Raw genomic sequence first — 20254 nt, forward strand, 5'->3', positions numbered from 1 at the left:
TTTAGATGTTGCCGCCTCCCTCTTCCGCCTTCGCCTGCCGCGTTTTATAATAAAACCAGCCCGAGAATCCTTCATCCCAAGGAGAGCCTATGCTTCCATTCGCCAAGCTGCAAACCAAAATGCTGGTCTCCTTCTTGACGCTCGTCCTCGTACCCGTGATCGCCATCGGGACCTTCTCTTATTTGATCGCAACCCGCTTTCTGGAGAAGCAGACGCTGCAGAACCAAGCGCAAACCGTTCGCCTGACCGCAGGCAATATCAAGGGCATGCTCGACGACGCGACCGATCTCTCTTCCTATATCGTGCAGAACGAAACGATTCAGACGCTGCTCAGTCAACCCGATCCGTCTGCCGCCGATACCCAAAAGGCGATTTTCAATTACGTCTCCAATTTGAAGCAGGCCAAAACCTATATCTCGTTTCTCATTCTATATGGGGAGAACAACTTTCTGTTCCGCGACTTTTCGCAATATTACCGGCAGGTGGTGCCTTACGACGATTTCAAGGAATCCCCGCTGTACGTCGCCGCAGCCGCCCGCAGCGGTCAGCCCCATTGGGACTATTCGGGGGATCCGTTGTTTATTTTCGGCCAAAATTACGACGACATCGTCTTGAACCGGCTGATCGTAAGCATGTACGATGCCGATAAAAAGCTGGGGATGTTCTTCCTCGGCGTGAAACGGGATGCGATGAAAAGCCTCATTCAGGACGTGCAAATCAACCAGACGACGAATTTGCTGCTGTTCGACGACAATTATCACTTGATCGCCAGCAAGTTCGACGATATGGCCGTCAGCAATCGGCTGAAGAACAACGTAGGCGAAATCAAACGGCTACAGCGCACCGACGAAACGTTCGAATACGCGATCGGCAAAAAAAAATATTTGGCCGCAAGCAGCGCCATAGCGCCGTACGATTGGACCGTCGTCAGCCTGACGCCGATGGAGGACATCCGCAGGCAGCACGGCATCATGCTCAGCACGACCGTCGTGCTGTCGCTTTCGCTGATCCTCGTGGCGGTCGCGCTTTCCGTCGTGCTCTCGCGCGGCATCACCTCTCCGATCAAACGGCTGTTGAAGTCGATGAACAGCTTCAAGCTCGGACAGCCGCACCCCGAGCTGACCGTCCGGTCGCAAGACGAAATCGGGCACCTGACGCAGAAGTACAACGAAATGGTGCACGACTTGAACGACCTGATCGAGAAGGTGTACATCAGCCAAACGAATCAGCGCATGATCGAGCTGCGGACGCTGCAGGCGCAGATCGAGCCGCATTTTCTGTACAATACGCTCGACTATATTTTCTTCAACGCCAAGATCAACGGGGACGACCGGACCGCACAGGTGGTGCACTCCCTCAGCGAATTATTCCGGCTCTCGCTCAACAAGGGCGAGGACTTCTACAAGCTGGAGAACGAAATCAAGCAAATTCAGGCTTACGTCAACATCCAGCATGCGCGGTTCCCGAACCGGTTTATTCCCGTATACGACATCGACCCGGCGATCGGCGGCTACTATACGATGAAGCTGCTGCTGCAGCCCATCGTCGAGAATGCGATCCTGCATGCCTTCGAGCCGGCCGGGGAACGGCAGGGACTCTTGTCGATCCGCGGCCATCTTACGGACGATGCCATCGAATGGAACGTGCAGGACAACGGCTGCGGCATGACGGCGGAGCAGGTCGGGCAGCTGCTGCACATCCCATCGCGGAGCACGGGAGGATACGGGCTGCGCAATGTGAACGAACGGCTGCAGATGATGTTCGGGCAGCCTTACGCGCTGCAAATTGACAGCCGTCCAGGCTTCGGTACGACCGTCACCGTGCGGATCCCCATCATCCTAGACGAAGAACAATGGAGGCGCCTCTATGAAAATCATGGCCATCGATGACGAGCTCATCGTGACGAAAGGATTGCGCGTGCTGCTGCCGTGGGAGGAATACGGCTTCGAGTGGCTGCCGTCCGCGGAGAACGGCGCTCAGGCGCTGGAGCTCATGGAGCGGACGCTGCCGGACGTCATTCTCGTAGATTGCCGCATGCCGAATATGGGAGGCCTTGAGCTGCTGGCCGAGATTCATAAAAGGCGATGGCCGATCAAAGCCGTTATCCTAAGCGGCCACGACGAATTCGACTACGCGAGGCAAGCGCTGCAGCTCGGCGCATCGGATTATTTGCTGAAGCCGCCGGATACGGACAAGCTTCGCAGCGTCATGCTGCGGTTGAAAGCGGTATGGGAGTATGAAAACCGGCAGACGAAGCAGCAAAAGGAAAACTTGCCGGTGCTGCGGGAACGGTTCATGAGAAACCTGCTCGAAGGAGCCAGAATCAGCGAACCGCTGTTTATGGAGAAGGCTTCCTCCCTCGGCGTCCCGCTTGCGCTGCAGCCGTTTCGGATCGTACTGCTGCAGATCGGGCAGGATCCGGATGCGCCGCGCGATTACCAGTACGACGACCAGCAGCTGATGAAGTTCGCGATCGAGAATATTATCGAGGAAACGCTGCGGCATTGGGAGCGCAAAAGCCTGTTTTGGGACCTGCCCGATCGCATGGCCGTCATTGCGCATCCCCCCGCTTCCTTGGATGCTCTTCGCCGGGATTTGCGGCAAACGGCGGTCAACATCCGGCAAACCTTGCAGTACATTGTGACCGCCGGGGTAGGAGCGTCATGCGAAAGGCTGACTGCGGACGCGAAAACCGCTTATGGGCAAGCGAAAACGGCGCTCGAGTACCAATATTACACGGGTCCGGGCGAGGTCATTTTTATCGAGGAGATCGATTGGGAGAATGCCGCCAGTAAGGAACCGGAGCATCCCGGCTCGGAATGCCCCACGGACCCGAACGCCTCGGCGGCGCACGAACGGCTGCGCATGGCGCTGAAGATCGGAAACGAGCTGGAGCTCGAGGCATGGCTGCAGTCGTTTTTTGCCGACTTCTATGGACGGGAGGCTTCCGTACAGTCGACCAAATCGCTAAGCCTGCAGGCGATGATGGCGGCGTCCAACGTCATCTCGGAGCTGCATCCGAAGCTGCCGCCCGACCAGTTGCTGACGACTGCGCATATTCAATCGGTTTTCTCGGCTGCGACGCTGGAAGCCCTCCATCAGCTGTGCGGCTCGTTCCTCCGGGATTTGCTCCGGCTCACCGTAGACATGCGCAAATCGGGCAAGCATCATGTTATCGAGGCGGCGAAGGCGATACTCGATACCCGCTTCGCCAGCAACCTCTCTCTCGAAAGCGTCGCCAAGGAGGTTTACGTATCTCCGGTCTATCTCAGCTTTCTATTCAAACAGGTCGAGGGCGTCAACGTCACCGACTATGTCACGCACGTTCGGATCGAGAAAGCGAAGCAGCTGCTGCTCGCGACCAATCTCAAAACCTACGAGATCGCCGGCCAAATCGGCTACCAGGACGAAAAGTATTTCAGCCGGCTGTTCAAGAAAAGAGTCGGTTTGACGCCGACGATGTTTCGTCAGCAGGGCTGATTTTGGGGATTTGACCGGCAAGGCTCGGTAGCGTATTCGGCAAACCGGCCTCCCGGGCCCTTCCTGAATCACTTTTACATGCTCAATGCGTGCAATTCGCTCCCGTTCGCACAGACTCCGATTGGCGGTTCCCGCTCGAATCAACGGAACGTCGATGCCTTATTTCGGTTATTCGCGGTAAAATCGGGATGTCGCGGAACCAGAGTATCTTATTGCTGTAAAATCGTCGATTTCTTAGCGCGAAACGGCCGAATAACGTACCGTCGTTCCGCTTTCGAAAGAAATCGAGAAAAAATGCGGAAATAGTGAACATACGTTCCCATCCCACTCAAGGACGGTAACCACAGGATAAGAAAAAGCCTCCAAAACCACTTTATAGTGGAGATGGAGGCTTTTTTCTGCTTCTATTCCTCGACACGTTCCATACTAGCCGATTTTACGGATGAATCAAGCATACTAGCCGCTCAACGGACGAATCACTGCAAAGCCGCTATATCCGATGGTGTCAGCGCATACCGGTATATGCGGACATCGTCGATCAGCCCGTTCATCGTATTGGTTCCGTTCACCCCGACCGTCAGCGGCAGAGCGCTGGCAATGCTGCCCTGCTGAAGGCTCGTATCCTGGCCCGCCAGCACCCCGTCGACGTACAGCCGGATACCCGCGCTCCTGTCGACCACCGCCGCCACATGATGCCACGCCCCGTCCGCATAGGCAGCCGCCGATTGCGCGGCGTCATACGTGCTGCCGTAATCGAGCAGGAATCGGATCGTGTTGTCGCTCTCGAACCGCAGCCAGAACCCGGCGTTCGTATCGCCCTTCTGCATCAAAAACTTGGTCGTGCCGGTCACCCCGGTCTTGACCCACATCGATATCGAGAAATTGTCCGTCCGCCCGAAGGCGGCATCATGGTAAAAAGGATTCGGCAGCGTAACGTAATCGCCGTTCCCGTCAAAACCTAGCGCGTTCCCGTATTTCCCGCCCGCACTCCATACCGCGTTGGATACGGAGCCGTCATAGGCGAATGCCGTCGAATCGGCCGCCACGCTTCCGGCGCTCTCATCGAAAGTCCAATGCCCGTACTCGCCGAACATCCGGGCGATTTCCCAGTCGCCGATCGCATAATTATAGAGGCTTACGCCGTCGATCAAACCGTTCATGGCGAGCGTTGAAGCATGGCCGATCGTAAGAGGCAGCGCGCTGGACACATTGCCGCCCGTCAACGCGTTATCCTGCCCGGCGAGCACGCCGTCGACATACAGCCGAAGCCCCGCGTCGCGATCCGCTACCCCTACGACATGATGCCATTTGCCGTCGGCGTAAGCCGCTGTCGACTGGGCGGCATCGTACGTGCTGCCGTAATCGAGCAGAAACCGGATCGTATTGTCCGTCTCGAAGCGGAGCCAATACGCCCCGTTCGTATCGCCCTTGCTGGCAATGAACTGCGTTTTCCCCGTCGTGCTTGTCTTCACCCAAGCGGAAAGCGAAAAGTCATGCGCCGTACCGAAATCGAATGACCCGTCGGCGGGATCGCCCAAAGTAACGAAATCGCCGTTCCCGTCAAAGCGCAGCGCCCTGCCGAATTTGCCGTCGGCTTCCCGCGTTGCGCCGACGATGGTTCCGGGATAAGCGCCGGAAGCCGAATCCGCTGCGACGCTGCCGGAGGCTTCGTCCAGCTGCCAGCTGCCGACCGTCAGGCGGTCCCACCAAATACGGGAGACAATCGCCCGATTCGGAAAGAGCGAGTTCCATTCGTTGCTGGATACGATACTAAGCCCGGGCATGACGTTGTAGGTGCCGAAATTGCCGAGCTGCGCCCGGTTGTCGGTAATCCCCATCGCAACGCGTTCCGTGCTCTTGATCAAACGGAGCGTAACCGGGTCGATCTTGGCCATCCAGAGCGGCGCGCGGTAACGGTAAATCGAAGCGTTCGAGGCGTCCTCCCTCGTATACACGACATACAGAGCATCCGGCTGCGTGATCCAATGCATTTGCGTATTCATGCTCCCCGATACCGGCGTGCCGTCATCCCATGTCAGGACGACCGCCGGCTGCCAGTTGATCCCGTCGCTGCTTTTGGCCAGCCGGTTCTGCGTATCGTCGCGCAACGTCATGAAATATTCGCTGCCGAATTTGGCCAGCGACGTTTCGATGCCGGAGCGGTTCCCGTTGCTGCCCGGACTCGGCACCGCGTTGCCTTGGCTCACATAAGTCAGCGAAGTGCCGTCGAACGAGGCTCTAACGACCTGCACGCTGCCCAAGCCATCGACGGAATTGATCGGCCACAAAATATCCCCGCTTCCGTCCTCCGTCATATACGGGTAAGCGCTTCCAGAATGGCCTACACCATTCGGCCATCCAAACACATGCCAGTCGCTGCCCCACGTCGCCGTCGCCGGGTCGTATACGGCATAAGCCGGATACGTGTGCTTTTTGGCGTAGGTCGAGGTGTAGGACTGGGCCATGCCTAGTAAGATCAGCTTTCCGCTCTTCTCGTGGTACATCGGAACGGTATCGATCAGCATCCCCTGATAGCCGTCGGGCACCGTCTTCCACTGAAATTGCGGAATAACGGCCGGGGCGGTCCAGGTTTCTCCCAGATCATCGCTGGTGATGGATGAAATCTCGTAGACGACATCGCTCAAATTGGTCGGACTCTCCTTGATGTCCTTCAACAGCGTACACAGGATCTGCGGCGTTGCGCCGTTCGGCAATGCTGCGCATCCCATATGCGCCCACCAGAAGTTCTCGTGGTTATCGTTCTGATACGCGACTCTCTCCTCGATCTGATACGCCGGGGCGGATGCGTCGGCTGCAAGGCCGCTCAACCCGACCGAGCACCCGATTGCCCCAAGCGCAACCAACACGTACTGAAATAACCGACGTTTCCATTGACTCGATCCCATTGAACAATCTCCTTCCGCGGTATCGTCCATGCTTGCGGCCGACAAGCAGCTATATCGTAACATACCGCGGAAAGCCCGATAACCGGACTCGCTTTAGATTTGGTGGACTTATTCAAGTTTTAAGGAGCAGAACGGAATTCGTGAGCAGCAAAATCGAAAAATACGGCGTTTTCCCATAAGGGTAATGAACAAAAAAACCATGTTTCGCCTCGGCGTTCATTTCCATCTCCCTTTCGTTGAACGAATGGTCTTGCAGCCCGATTGCAGCCAGGTTTACCGTGCAATTCGAACGATGATGTTAAATAGCAATCTATAAGAAACATCGTCCAGCGTCTTATGCTAGAATCAAGATATAACCAATCAAACGATGAAAGGACGTACACGGATGGCTAAACACACGACTTACCTCTTCACGGAGGACGCAAAAGCACAGGCGGAATTCTACATTCAAGCGTTCGGCGGAGAAATCGTATCGGTTATGACGCACGGACAGCTTCCCGATGCGAGCGAAGCGCTCAAGGACAAGGTCCTTCATATGAGCCTGATTGCCGGTGGCGTTACGTTCTATATGTGCGATTCCGTATCGGAGCCGGTAAACGGAGGGAATGCCGTTAACCAGTGTATGGAATTTGCTACGGAAGCCGAAGCGCACGAAGCTTTCGATAAGCTTGCGGAAGGCGGTACGGTGAAGCACCCGTTGGTTCCGGCATTTTGGGGCTCCTTGTTCGGACAGATCGAGGACAAATTCGGCATACAATGGATGATCACCACCGAATCGAAAGCGGGCCAGTCCTGATCTAACGCCATTCGCTTCATGAGGCCGTCAAGTTGTTTCTTGACAGGCCTCTTTTTGGTCTTGGATACCTCTTCCTGCATCCCAGCCGTTGGCAAGCAGAACGTCTCCATCGGATGACGGCCCGATCCGCCCCCCAGGCTTTCAGAATATCCGGGGTTGCTCTCCCAGGACCGCTCCTTCGTTATAGCTTTCAAGTTATGCGAAAAACGGACGCTGCTTCCTATTCTTATTCGAGAAAGGATCGCTCTTCCCCTTTCATTTCCATTTTCCCGGCAGCCCATTTTTGCACGACGCTGTTTACATTCGCGCCGAGGTGTGGTATTTTTAATTTCGATACATATAGAAATAACGAAAAACGGCAAGGGATGAGATCACGATGGCAGAAGACAACGCGGAAGTACGGCAAGCCGTTAAAGTTTACAAGGCGCTCGGGGAACCGACCCGGCTGAAGATCGCCCTGCTGCTAACCGAAGAGCGGAATTTGTGCTGTTCCGATATCGGAAGCAAGCTGGAATCGGTCGCCGGCTCCACGCTATCCCATCACCTGAAGCAATTGACGGATTGCGGCCTTCTGAACCTCCGTAAAGACGGAACGTACATCTACTACAGCGTGAACCGCGAAATGGCGCTAAAATACGCGCCGTATTTGCTGGAATAATTTTTTGTTTTTATTTCTATATATTTAGAAATATAAAAATAATGGAGCGGAGAGAGGAGCAAGACCATCATGTCGAACGCATGGAAAATATACATGCTGGCTGTCGTCAGTTTTTTAGTCGGAACGTCTGAGTTCATCATAGCGGGAATTCTGGATAAGGTTGCGGAGGATATCGGGGTGTCGGTGGCCGCAGCGGGCCAGCTCATTACCGTTTTCTCGCTCGCTTACGCATTCGGAACGCCGTTCCTTATGGCCGTCACGGCGAGGGTGGAGCGGCGGAAGCTGCTTCTGTACGCCCTAGGCGTATTCGTTGCCGGCAACGGTATCGCCGTCGCCCTCCCCGGCTTTGAGTTTCTAGTCGCCTCTCGCGTCATTCTCGCCCTCAGCACAGGCGTATTCGTCGTCACGGCATTGACCGTCGCCTCCAAGCTGGCGCCGCCCGACAAGCAAGGGAGCGCAATCGCGACGCTCGTTATGGGCTTCAGCACGGCTCTGATCGTAGGCGTCCCTCTAGGAAGAGTGGTCGCTTCCGCTTACGATTGGCCAATCATTTTCGGCGGGATCGGCGTTCTGGGGCTGTTCGCTATCCTCGCCATTTCCTTCACCATTCCTCGGACGGACGGCGAAGAGCCTGTACCGCTGCGCAAACAGCTGGCGTTGTTGAAAGAACCGAGAATCGTCGTCGCCTTGTCGATAACGTTCTTCTGGATAGCCGGTTATTCCATCGCCTATACGTATATTTCGCCGTTTCTGCTTACGGTTACGGGAATGAGCGAAAAGGGGGTAAGCGCGGGATTATTCGCTTTCGGCATCGCAAGCCTGATCGGCTCGAAGCTCGGAGGCTTCGGCACGGATCGCTGGGGCGTTCCCCGCACGCTGATCGGCGGCATGCTGCTTCACGCCATCGCGCTTATCGCGCTGTCGCTTGCCGCCCATTCTCCGGCCGTCGTCTTCCCGCTGCTTATGCTATGGTCGTTCTCCGCCTGGTCGTCCGGCCCGACGCAGCAATACTACCTGCTCTCCCTTGCTCCGGAAGCATCCGGCATCATGCTTAGCCTGAACAGCTCGGTGATGCAGCTGGCCATGGCCGCCGGCGCGGGATTCGGAGGCGTTATCGTGGAGCAAGCATCGCTGACGTCCGTCAGCTGGCTCGGTGCGGCCGGAGTCGCCGTCGCTGCAGGTACGGCTGCCCTTTCCCTCGGAATGTCGCGATCGCGTTCCCGTACTTTGCAGAAGCTGCAGGAACGAACCCTGCGTAAGGCAGGCGCGTAAATCACAGCCGGTTCCCGTCACCGGCGTCTTTGACTCAAGACATCAGCCACGCGAAAGCTGCGAATACATGCAGGCTTTCTTAGATAATGAAAAACGCTCGCGGCAATGGAGGACTGATCGCCATTCGCCGGTGAGCGTTTTTTGTTGCTATTTCTCGTAACCCGCCTTGCCCTTCTTCATCATGAAATCCATTTCCGCATCCAAAATCATTTCAACCTTCAGCTCATCCAGCTTCACATCGCGCCGGCTGAGCACGTAATCCACGATATCGTCGCTGTCGATATTGACGTTGCCCTTCGCATCCGGCTTCGCCTTGTCGACGAAAGCCTGCTCATGCTTCAGCACGAGCAATACGAGGTTAGCGTCGATCTTCGTCTTTCCGGCTATGTATTTTACCAGTTCTTCTTGTTTAACGGGGGCGCTCAATCTTCTCATCTCCTGTCTTATCGCTATAGGGTTCCGCCGCGTAAACATAGACCTTCGTGCGGTACGGATCGCCGCAAGTCACCACGCGTTCCGGCCGCCAGCCCGGCAAGGCAAAGCAGACGCTGATGATCCGAGCGCCCGGCTTCATGCTTTTGCCGAATAAACGGCTAAGACGCTTCATCGCACCCGGATATAAGTAGCATACGACCACATCCGCTTTCTCGTACGGGTAATCGTACAAGTTCCCACGAACGAACGTCACGTTATCGCGACTGCTCAAAGCACGGGACAACGGAGGAAAGCTCCACCGGGCGGCCAGCCGGGAGAACCATAGCGGTACGGGGGAATTTTCAATTCCCGTAACCCGTCTCCCCCGGCAATGCCGCGCCAGATGAAACGCCATCGTTCCCCAGCCCGAGCCCGCTTCCACGATAGGGCCGTTCCCGGTCAGCCCGTTAACCTCGGCGGCTACCGCCGTGCGAACCGCCAGCGATGAAGGCATGGGAGATATTCCGTTCCTCCAGCTCGCATATACGATCGACACCATGGCCAAGAATACGCCTCCAGCCGCAAGGACCGACACGATTAGATTCATGGAACCGGCCATCCCGCTCGCCTCCGTACGTCTGCCGCCGCTTGCCGCAAACCCAAAATTCGCTTACCTATTATACCTTTCGCCCCGGCCGCTCTTCAACCTCGATATGGATAAGACAACCGCAGTTGGGCGGACCGCCGCCATGGAGCTCCATCAGCCGTTTGTCCTTTGGAATTCGGCCATGAAATCGGCAAGCGCTTGGCAAGCTTCGAGCGGCACTCCATTATATGCGGACGCCCGCAGCCCGCCAACGCTTCTGTGCCCGGACAATCCTTCGAAACCGTACTTCGCGGACGTTTGAATGAAACGCCGTTCCAACGCCTCGTCAGCCATTTTCCACGTGATATTCATATCGGAGCGGTCGCCCTCGTTTACGATTCCCTTATAAAACCCGCCGCTGGCATCGATCGTATCGTATAGCAGGCTTGCCTTCTCCGCGTTTCTGCTCTCCAGCGCCTTCACGCCGCCTTGCTCGGCGACCCATTTCAGCATGAGATTCATCATGTAAATCGCATGAACGGGCGGCGTATTGTACAGGGATTTCTCTTTTGCAAACGTCTCATAGCGTAAAATGACCGGAATATGCGACGAAGCGCGCTCCAACAACTCTTCTTTCACGATCACCGCGGTCACGCCGGCGGGACCCAAGTTTTTTTGCGCACCCGCGTATGCCATGGCAATCTTCCGCATATCCATCCGGCGGCTTAATAGATCGCTGGTCATATCGGCAATGAGAGGAACGGCTCCGGTATCCGGAAGCGCGTTATATCGCGATCCTTCGATCGTGTTATTCGTCGTCACGTGCAGATAGGCAGCATCGGCATCCAGTTGCAGCCCGGACATGTCCGGAATTCTCCGCCACCCTTGTTCCTTCGAGCTCGCCGCGATGCGCGTATGACCGATATACTTGGCTTCCAAATATGCTTTCTCCGAAAAGCTGCCTGACAGGACATAATGAGCGGTCTTATCCGGCGGCAAAAAGTTGAGAGGGAGCAGCGCAAATTGCGTACTGGCCCCGCCGCCCATAAAAAGTACGCGGTACCCGCCGGTAATCCCCAATAGTTCGAGCAGCAGCCGCTGCGTTTCCTCGTTAAGCTCCTCGACATAGGCGCTTCGGTGGGACATTTCCATTACCGACATGCCGAAGCCCTGAATGCTCACAAACTCCGCCTGCGCCCGTTCCAGAACGGGAAGCGGCAAAGCCGCCGGACCCGGATTGAAATTGTACACTCTTCTCGTCATTTCTAGTTTCCTCCCGCATCGTATAGTGGCAAAAACGCAAAAAACGCCCTCATCCGATTGGGACGAGGAGCGTCAGCTCGCGGTGCCACCCAATTTGAGATTCGCCGTTGCCGGCGCTTCTCCACTTGGTTCCGCGATAACGGGCGGTTCCGGTTAACTTAGAAATGCCTTATGGGAAGGCTATTCTTGGCGCAAACGCCTCCGAGTTGGATGCTCATCATCGGCATGATCCGTGTTATAAACTTGGAGTAAAATATATCCTGATTATAGCATTTTGTCAATCGGCATTCATCGATCCTGCAGCCGGCTCCGCAACAGAACTCCTTGCAAAGACCCGCACGTCCTACCAAAGATCGGGCTTCGCCACCATAAACCACAGCATGGTCATCAGCAGAAAAAGGTAAATCCAAACGGAACGAAGGAGTGCCCGGACGACTTTGTCCTTATCTTGACCGGGCTCGTTTAAGGCCCTGAGCTTCGGCGAGAAAGCCCGGGCCAAAAAAAACAACGAGCTGACGAGGATAAGCACCGTCATCACGATCCATGGCGTTTTCCAAGACCAACCTCCCACGATGGCAAGCAAAACGCCCGAGAGGACCAGCACATGTCCCAAGTGTTTCGCCAAGCGGATCGCGAACCGGAAGGTAACCAGATAAGCGTCCAGCGCCTCCCCTTCGGCCTCCCGCAGTTTGCGGACCATCGGAATGAGAACGAAGAAGGGGCCGATCGAAATAATGGCGCTTACGATATGTACGTAAAGCAGCAGCGTATGCAACGGTCATCTACTCCTGAACAGGCCGGAATTCATGAACCCATACCTTCATGTGCGGCAGCCAGGGCATGCCGGCATGATACGAGAGGATGGCTTCCTTGTAGTCTTCAACGGTCGCAAATCCCTCGTGCTTGGCATGTTCGTCGGTCAATTCACCAAGCGTCTGCCGATAAACCCGTTCCACCACATAGTCGCGGCCTTCCAGCGTCATGATCTCTCCGACATCCGCGTACCGTCCGTTGCGGCGGGTTGCCGTCTTTTGCCCGCTTAAGACTTTATCGATATCCGACTGTTTGGTGATTAAGCGCTCGATCGTACATGTTTTCGGCGGCAAGTCATTGGAATCCGTTTGATTGTTCATCGTTTTTGTTTCCTCCTTAGCGTCAATTAGCTCACTTTATCATAAAAGGCTGCCGATTCCAAACCTAACGAAGTCCGGTCCAGAGAAGGCTCGGCTTGTGACTAGCTTCTTCTTGGCTTTGGACTTACCGGATTCGTGTAACGGCAACGAGTGTTGTAAAAAATGCAGCATTTTCTGGTGATGTCTACTGTCAGCGGCGGCAGTTGCTCCTCAGGGTCTAAAGGCCATTTTGCGAAAAAGTAGGTTGTTAAAAACGCCGAGGGGAGTCCGTGGTGGTGTGCGAGTTACGTTGGCTCTCGGCGAGGGAACGGGGACCAAAAAGGCTGCCCCGAAGCCACATCTGTGACTTTCGGGACAGCCCTTCCGACTGACTGCTTTATGCTTACTTATACGCACGCTCCATAACGTTAACCAGCATCTGGGCGCTCTCCGCGCGCGTGGCGCCGGACAATGGAGCGAGCCTACCGTCTCCCTGCCCTTGCATCCATCCCCGTTGGACGGCGATGCCGATCTCTCGGGCAGCCCAACCGCTAACTTGAGGCGCATCCTGGAATGCCGCCAAATCATTCTTCTCCGTCAAAGCTCCGCTCACGGACTCCCACGCCCGTACGAGCATGACAGCCATTTGCTCGCGGGTGACGGCTGCATTCGGATCAAATCGGCCGGCGTCCACTCCTTGCACGATGCCGGATTTGACCGCCGCTTGAACCGAAGCGTAATACCAGTCGCTCTCGCGGATATCTGCGAACGCGTTAGCCGATTTCTCCGCCTCTCCGATCCCGAATGCCCGGACGAGCATCGTGACGAATTGCGCGCGGGTCAACGTTTGCGACGGAGCAAAATCCGTGCTCGTCACGCCTTCCACGACATGCTTCGCGCTGAGCGTCCGAATCGCTTCATTCGCCCAATGAGCAGCAGGAACGTCCGCATAGCTGCGCTCGTATTTCAGTACGGCATACGTGCTGAAATGGCTTAGCTCCGCCTCCAGCGCATCGCCGGACCGCCGGCCTCCCACGTACTCCAGCTTGCCGTTCTCGCCGATATAATAAATGCCAAGCAATCTGGCGTCGCTATCCTTGCCGATCGCTATTCGCACTCTAACCGGCTGCGTGAAGCTGCTGTAAGGCGTGCGTTTACCGTCAGCGGTAACGACCGCGAGCTCCAATTGAATCATGGACCCGGCCGGCCGGATGCCGGCAAGGGACGAATCCCCTTGGATTTTCGCCGCGATCTGCGCGATTTGCTGCTCGCTTAGCACCTTGGCGTTCAACGCGATGCGCGCGGAACGGTCGCCTGAAGCTCCAAGCTTATCCGCAACTTCGGCCAGCAGGGCGGCCGGTACTTGCAGGGTAACCGACTGGCTCGAGATTTCGAGCACGCCGTCTTTCAGCAGCTCGGCTGCCCGGATCGGGAGCAGCACCTCGTTCGTCTCAGGTCCCAGCGCGATGGTTGCCTTGCCGTCCTGAGGCTTCAATTGCTCATCGGTTACGTTCAGCCGTCCTTTCGGCATCTCCTTCTCCGGCTCAGGCGCCGGTACGGAAGGCGCGGTTGGCGGAACGTAAGGAACAGGGGCTTTTACCTTTATGATCGTGCTTGCTGCGATGCCCTTATAAACGGCTGTTACTACGGTAGAGCCGGAGCCTATTCCCGTCAGAGATAGACCATTGACGCGGACGATGCCTTCGGAAAGCGGCGACAACGCCACCCCGTCGGACAGCGGCAAGCCCGCGGACATGCCGGTATAATAGCCGTAAACCGTTGCCGTTACCGTTTGCCCAACCTCGAGCTGCGTCCCGGATAGCGCCATCGTAATGGACTCCGGAACGGATGAATCCGTTGGGTTTGTTGGATCTGTCGGATCAACCGGACCCGGCTCCCCGGTTTTCGCAATTTGCAAAGAGGCGAATGCCTCGTGTCCGGCGTAAACGGCCTTGACTACGGTGTTCCCTTCGGCCATGCCGGTTACGGTCATGTTATCGATGGTCACCAGATTGGCCGGTTCCGCGGTAAGCGTTACTCCCCCGCTAAGCGGCCTGCGCTCCGCTTGATCGGAGCCTGCCGATTTATACAAACCGTAGACTTGAGCGGTTACACTTTCGCCCTTGGCGACTTGAGCCTTCGAAAGCTCGATGCCGATCGAATCGAGAATCGGACTGCTCACGCTGACCGTGACTTCTTTCGAATGACCGCCGTAAGATGCGGTCAGCGCAACTTGCCCATCGGCTGCTGCAGTTACCGTATTGCCCGCTATCGTGACGACGCCTTCCGGTCCTGCGCTTAGCGCCAGCTGGGGGGTAATGTCATAAACAATATGGCCGTACACGGCCTTCGCAACTACGGCTGCGGATTGTCCGGGGCTCATCGCCAATCGGGATGCGGACAATTGCAGATCGCTCAAAGGATGAACCGTAACGGACGGTAAGCTCATCGCCGCGCTCTTTCCGTAGCCTTCCATATTCGCATATACCGTATAGCGATGATTGCCTGCGGCCGGAGCAGGAACGGTCACCGTCACGGGACTATTTTCTCCCGCGCCGGCGGCGGTCGCAACCGTTCTTCCATTCTCCTTCACGACAATCGTCGAGTCGAGTGTCGCTCTTGCCCGGAAGCTTAGATTCGTCCCTTCCGCCGTATGGGATAACGGCGTGCTGTCGAGCTGAAAAGCCGTACGCTTCTCGGGGGCGACAACCGTCGATAACGTCACGTTATCGTAATAAGCGGAGGCTACAAAAGCCGCGCTGCTAACCAGCTTGATTCCGATATACTTGGCCCCTTTGGGAGCCGTATTGCTGAAGGATAACGTGTCCCACTGCTTCAATGCGGCCGTCGCTTCCAGGCTCATCGTGGTGCCGGCTACCGGGGTCATCTCTTTTTTGGCTTCATTATAGTATCGAATTTGCACATAAGGACGGTTGGAGCTGCGTCCGGCAGGAGGATCCGTCCGGTACACGTCGGCTGCAATCGTATAGGTGACTCCCTCCGCAACGGGAATGAGATCGCCATCGGCCGCCACCGTTAAGGTCGTGTCATTATCGAGCAGATACAGGCTATTCAAGCCGTCCTTCACGACAGCGTCCGATAGCTTGATATCCGACTTCGTTTTGTCTTTCAACGTTTGCGGATCGCGGATGGTCCAGCCCGGAATCGTTCCGTCCGTATTCACGTGCTCGAATCCCGGATTCGGCACGTCAAGCTGCTGTAGAGCAGGACCGGTCGGCGGAGCGTCGCTTGGCGTCAGCTTCACTACCCGAACGTTATCGTAATACGAATCGGTCTCCCACGCGGTCGAACAGAACAGAACGAGCTTCGCCGTAACGGCGCCTGCCGGAGCCATGCTGCTAAACTCCGCCGTTTTCCACGTTTTGGACGGTCCCGTATGATAAACCGCCGGCGCCGGCGACAGACTGATCTCTTTGCCGTCCGCATCGTAAAACTTCATCGCGAAAATCGTCCGGCCTTTGTCCAAATAAATATCCGACTTCGCGGTATACTCGAAGCCCGGTTCTACCGAGAACGGAATCGAGATCACGCCCGCCTCCGCCGCTGCCGACGTATCGGTTAACCTCAGACTTTTGCTTCCATGGTTCGCCTTCTCTTGGCTAACTTGATAATCGGCGGCCGCGTTGCGCTGCCCGAAGGATTCCCATCCCGGAATCGTTCCGTCCGCGTTCACCTGCTCGAAGCTGCCGTTCATGACCGGTATTTCGACGTCCGCATAAACGGGAGGCTGCTCCTTCTTCACTTTGACCCGCTTAAGCATGGAGGCTTCGCTGTAATACAGGTTGCCGTCGGGCCCAAGCGCCATCAAATTCGTTTTCGTTCCCGGTATGACGGTATGCGCCATCGTTTTGGTATCGATCGCGACAAGCTTGCTGCCGAGCGTCGTATATAAGATCCCTTCCGCATCCCACTGCAGCTTCACGGGCGTCCAAACATGATCGTAGACCCAATCCGTCGGGACGATTTCCTTCTGCTTCACGGTTTTGTACGTAACGGGGTCGATGGCGAAAATCGTGCCGTATGCCGCCCCCCACAGCAAGCCGTCCGGACCGAAGCTCAAATTGCCGATTGCTTTGGCCTTCTTGCCGCCGGCCTGAGCAATGTCCGGCGTAAAGGTTGTGATGAGCTCTTTTTTGGCAACGTCCCACACGAACATTTTGGCTTCCGAATCCGTAGGGGCAATATCGAGCCCGCCCCACACGGTCGTCGACCCGTACAGCTTGCCGTCGCGGTAAACGAGTCCCATGATGCTCTGGTCTTGAATCAGATTGCGGTACGTTTCCCACTTGGAGCCGTCATAGACGGACAGTGCGCCGCCGAGCAGCCCGATCTTAGGAACCGTACCGACGAAAAGCTTACCCTCGCCCGTCTCCAGCGCGAACGGCCGGTCCTGCGAGGAGCCGATCTCGTGAATTTTTTTCGGGTTCTCCCCGCGCAGGAGAGGCTGTTTCGTGTCCAGCTCGTGAATATACGCTGCAGGATACTCCCCGAAGATGACTTTATCCTCCCATGCGATCATCCCTTCGGACTGCCCCATGTTGAACAATTCCTTTTCGGCCGTCTCAATGTTGTAGCGCGCGGCATAGGTGCCTTGATAGCCTGAGGTATACAGCAGCCGGTCCGGTCCGAAAATAAGCGATTGGATCGAAACGGGAGTGCCGGATACGACCGGGGTTAAGGTTTTGACCTGCATCGATTCGAAGTTGGAAGCGACCACCTGCCCTCCGAACATGACGGTTACGAGCGACTTGCCCGGCAGCTCCGGATCGCCGATATCGACCCATTCGCTGTTGCGAAGGTAGGTGCCGAAGGCGAGACCGGTCGGTTTGATTTCCTCCGTCGCCAAGTCGAACGTTTGAAACTCGCCGTTGGCCGGGAAGTATACTTTCCCGTTGCGCTCGGGTGATACGAACATGCCGCGGTAATTGGAAATGATTTTGTCAGCTAGAAACTGCTGCTTCTCCAGATCGTAAATCAGCAGCGTATTCGGCGTCGAGCTCATCAATATAAACAAATAATGACCCGCGATATTCATCGTGTATACCATCGGCGCATGAGCGGCATCGAACACGTCGTTCGGAGGCAAAGGGATTTGCGTTTTGGCGCCGGTAGCCGGGTTCATCTTGTAAAGCGCCCCTTTGGACCCTTCGCCGACGTACAGCTCGCCTTTGTAATACTCGATGGTCTTGGCGTAACCCGCATCCGCTGTAAAAGGCTCGTAGTTCGTAATCGCCTTCTGGGCAGGATCGTACTTGAACACTTTGCCTGTCGGGTATGCCCCGCCGTAGACGACATCCTTCTCGTCGACGACCAGGTTATACAAGGTGCCTGCGCCGGGGACCGTTCCAAGCGAGGCGACCTTCCGGGTCGCGGGCGAATAGACGAACAATTTCGGACCGCTTGCAATGTACACGTTGCCTTGGCTGTCAAGCACATGTCCCCAAGATTGCCCGCCGCCCTCCAATTGAAATTCCCGAAGCAGCGTGTAGCTTTTCAAATCCACGACACTGAATATCGCCGGCGAGGAAGCGCTTCCGGTAACGGTCGTATATAAGACGTCCCTGCCGTCTTCCACCCCATATGCGCTATGCAGGGTATTCGGCGTCGTAACCATCGTGCCCAGCTCTTCGGGCGCCGAGAATACCCGGGGAACGACGGCGGATGCCGCTTCGGCGGGCGTAGGCGGATAGAACGGGATCGATACCGTCAAAGCCAGCGTTACGGCGATCGCCCAGGAGACCGTCTTCTTGCACCCTTTGATAGCGATTTCAAACATCTCTTCACTACCTCTCTTCTTCCATCATTTTCGGGAAAACACACTCAACTGAATCTAAACTAGATCAAATACCAAGAAATAAACAAGTGAAATGACTAAAATCTCTCATGTTCTAGTTCAAATCTAGTTCATATTCAAGGTCATCTTACCACAACCCCAAAAAAACCGTCAATTGAAAATTACCCGCTCACAAAAAAAATCCCGCCTGCTAAGAAGAGGCGAGATTTCGATGGTCAATGCCTTGCCGGACAACCTTTAGTTCTCCTGCGCAAGCTGTCTGTTAAACATGGCGATCAGTCCGTCATCGTCCACTAATAACGAGAAATACTGCTCCAAGCACTCCCCCAGCACTTCGACTTCGCGAATCGACAGCTGCAATTGATTATGGGCGGCATAGTTCGGAATCATTTCCCGATGAATCTCCAAGCGCGACGGTTTGTTAGGCAGCTCGTTCGGAACCGTTTCGGTCACCCACTTACTGGCTGGAAGACTGAACGAATTGCGGCGTATGAACGATTGGATCTCTTCCGATACGAGAAAGTCGGAGAAACAGACCGCCGCCTCCTTGTTAGGCGACATGGCCCCTACCGCGATGCCTGTCGATAACAATAACGTGTGGTTGTTGACCGACCTCGGAACCTGAGCGATCTCAAACGGAAATTCCGCATCGACCAGCTGATTCAAACGATAATAAGTCGTTAGAATGACGGATGCCTTCTGCTGCTTGAACAGCTTCTCCGCATCCTGGTAGCCGAACGACATGACAAGCGGGAATACTCCTTCCTCATGCACGAGTTCCCGTATAGCGTTCAGTCCATCCATCATCTCCCCTTGAACGGGGACAATCATCCCTTGCTCGTCCCGGACAAACCGGGCATCGTTCTGCAGCAGAAACATCGGCCAGCGGTTCGTCGAGGACAAGTGGAAAAATAGGCCGAAGCGGTTCGGCTCGGTCAATTGGCTCAAAGCCTTGCGCAGATCCTGCCACGTCCAGCTGCTGTCCGGCTCCATGACCCGCCTTTTCTCAAAATGGCTCTTGTTGTAGCATAAAATAACCGGCGAGAAAATGATCGGCCTGACGCCAACCTTCCCGTCCTTCTCGGCAATCAACGCATGCAAGAAGGGATACGTGTCCGGTTCAGGCGCGAAACTCTCCAATAGATGCAGGTGATCGTCCTCGCGGAAATGCAGATAGTCCGTATAATTCAAGGTGACGGCGTCCACTACGCCAAATTGCAGAAGCTGTCTGATATGATCGGCATGGGAATAGGGCAGCGCCATAGTCTCCACACGAATATGCGGATATCTTTCATGGAACAACTCGATCAAACGGTTGATATGGAACTCGTCGTTCAGCGAGGGATAAACCCCGAATCGGATGGTCGTTTGCGCCGGGCGAGCCGTAACCTGATTGCCTACCCGCGGCAGCTTCTGTATTAGACCCTCCTCCACCAGATTCTCCAGCACCAGACGCACTGAATTTTTACTCAAATGAAACTCTTCCGCCAAAGCCGTTTCTGCAGGCAGAAAATCGCCGGGCTTGTAAGTCCCGCGCAAAATATGGTTGCGTATAGAGGATAGAAGCTCATTGGTTCGGTGCTGAAAGGATTTGCGGTCAGATTTCGCCATAAAGGAGTCTCCTCAAAAAAAGATCATAACGGTTGCAGCTCGTCCCATGCAGATAAAGAAAAAACGAGTCCGGCAGAAGGCTGCATCCCATCCCTTAGGAATGATTCGCATCCTCTTCCTTACTCGTTGTCGGGTTTACCGTTCAAACCGCTTGGGCGCCGAGCGAGTCTATTTTGACACAAAGCTGGTCCGAATAGCAAGCGATCTTTCCACAAACTGGACAAAAAAGCTCCTTTGTGGGTGATATTGTGAGCTGTAATTCACTTTGTCATTGAAAACACCCCGAAAAGAGATGTTTTGTAATGAAGATTTGGCACTTACTGTAATAACAATTGTCATAT

The 20254-nt window shown here is 55.5% G+C and carries 13 protein-coding genes; 5 read left to right on the forward strand and 8 right to left on the reverse strand.

The genetic code is table 11. From position 1 onward, the window contains the following. Positions 1-89 precede the first annotated feature (89 nt). Both ACKGJP_RS29335 and ACKGJP_RS29340 read left to right on the forward strand, forming a co-directional pair. Complete coding sequence (locus ACKGJP_RS29335) at positions 90-1889, forward strand: sensor histidine kinase (protein WP_409342310.1); 1800 nt, start codon at positions 90-92, stop codon at positions 1887-1889. Further along, positions 1867-3480 carry a response regulator gene (locus tag ACKGJP_RS29340; protein WP_409342311.1) on the forward strand — a complete coding sequence of 538 codons (1614 nt, stop codon included), beginning with the start codon at positions 1867-1869 and terminating at the stop codon, positions 3478-3480. The genes ACKGJP_RS29335 and ACKGJP_RS29340 overlap by 23 nt, the downstream gene beginning before the upstream one ends. 476 nt (positions 3481-3956) lie before the next feature. Here ACKGJP_RS29340 and ACKGJP_RS29345 read toward each other — a convergent pair whose 3' ends face one another. Continuing rightward, entirely contained in the window at positions 3957-6386 is a 2430-nt protein-coding gene (locus ACKGJP_RS29345; protein WP_409342312.1) for a LamG domain-containing protein, read from the reverse strand. Between the two features lie 385 nt (positions 6387-6771). Here ACKGJP_RS29345 and ACKGJP_RS29350 point away from each other — a divergent pair, with 385 nt between their 5' ends. The 3 genes from ACKGJP_RS29350 (at position 6772) to ACKGJP_RS29360 (ending at position 9112) form a co-directional block, all read left to right on the forward strand. Then, positions 6772-7182 carry a VOC family protein gene (locus ACKGJP_RS29350; RefSeq protein ID WP_409342313.1) on the forward strand — a complete coding sequence of 137 codons (411 nt, stop codon included), beginning with the start codon at positions 6772-6774 and terminating at the stop codon, positions 7180-7182. A 376-nt stretch (positions 7183-7558) separates the two neighbouring features. Next, a complete protein-coding gene (locus ACKGJP_RS29355; RefSeq protein WP_409342314.1) occupies positions 7559-7840 on the forward strand; it encodes an ArsR/SmtB family transcription factor in 282 nt (93 codons plus the stop codon). Between the two features lie 69 nt (positions 7841-7909). Then, entirely contained in the window at positions 7910-9112 is a 1203-nt protein-coding gene (locus ACKGJP_RS29360) for an MFS transporter (RefSeq protein ID WP_409342315.1), read from the forward strand. A gap of 147 nt (positions 9113-9259) precedes the next feature. Here the strand turns inward: ACKGJP_RS29360 and ACKGJP_RS29365 are convergent, their stop codons facing one another. The 7 genes from ACKGJP_RS29365 to ACKGJP_RS29395 form a co-directional block, all read right to left on the reverse strand. Beyond that, positions 9260-9538, reverse strand: coding sequence for a hypothetical protein (locus ACKGJP_RS29365; RefSeq protein ID WP_409342316.1), 279 nt, complete (start codon positions 9536-9538; stop codon positions 9260-9262). Then, complete coding sequence (locus ACKGJP_RS29370) at positions 9522-10145, reverse strand: SAM-dependent methyltransferase (protein WP_409342317.1); 624 nt, start codon at positions 10143-10145, stop codon at positions 9522-9524. The genes ACKGJP_RS29365 and ACKGJP_RS29370 overlap by 17 nt, the downstream gene beginning before the upstream one ends. A gap of 141 nt (positions 10146-10286) precedes the next feature. Next, positions 10287-11375: a 3-phosphoserine/phosphohydroxythreonine transaminase gene (gene serC / locus ACKGJP_RS29375; RefSeq protein WP_409342318.1), complete on the reverse strand. Its 1089-nt coding sequence runs from the start codon at positions 11373-11375 to the stop codon at positions 10287-10289. Positions 11376-11718: 343 nt separating this feature from the next. After that, positions 11719-12150, reverse strand: coding sequence for a DUF2269 family protein (locus tag ACKGJP_RS29380; protein WP_409342319.1), 432 nt, complete (start codon positions 12148-12150; stop codon positions 11719-11721). Positions 12151-12157: 7 nt separating this feature from the next. Continuing rightward, positions 12158-12508, reverse strand: a complete 351-nt coding sequence (locus ACKGJP_RS29385; RefSeq protein WP_409342320.1) for an ASCH domain-containing protein — start codon at positions 12506-12508, stop codon at positions 12158-12160. A 382-nt stretch (positions 12509-12890) separates the two neighbouring features. Continuing rightward, complete coding sequence (locus tag ACKGJP_RS29390) at positions 12891-18284, reverse strand: S-layer homology domain-containing protein (RefSeq protein WP_409342321.1); 5394 nt, start codon at positions 18282-18284, stop codon at positions 12891-12893. Between the two features lie 255 nt (positions 18285-18539). After that, positions 18540-19913 (reverse strand): extracellular solute-binding protein, encoded by a 1374-nt coding sequence (locus tag ACKGJP_RS29395; protein ID WP_409342322.1) that lies wholly within the window; start codon positions 19911-19913, stop codon positions 18540-18542. Positions 19914-20254 lie beyond the last annotated feature (341 nt).

It is taken from the genome of Paenibacillus litoralis, from assembly GCF_046244365.1.
In the GTDB taxonomy this organism is placed as follows: domain Bacteria; phylum Bacillota; class Bacilli; order Paenibacillales; family NBRC-103111; genus Paenibacillus_V.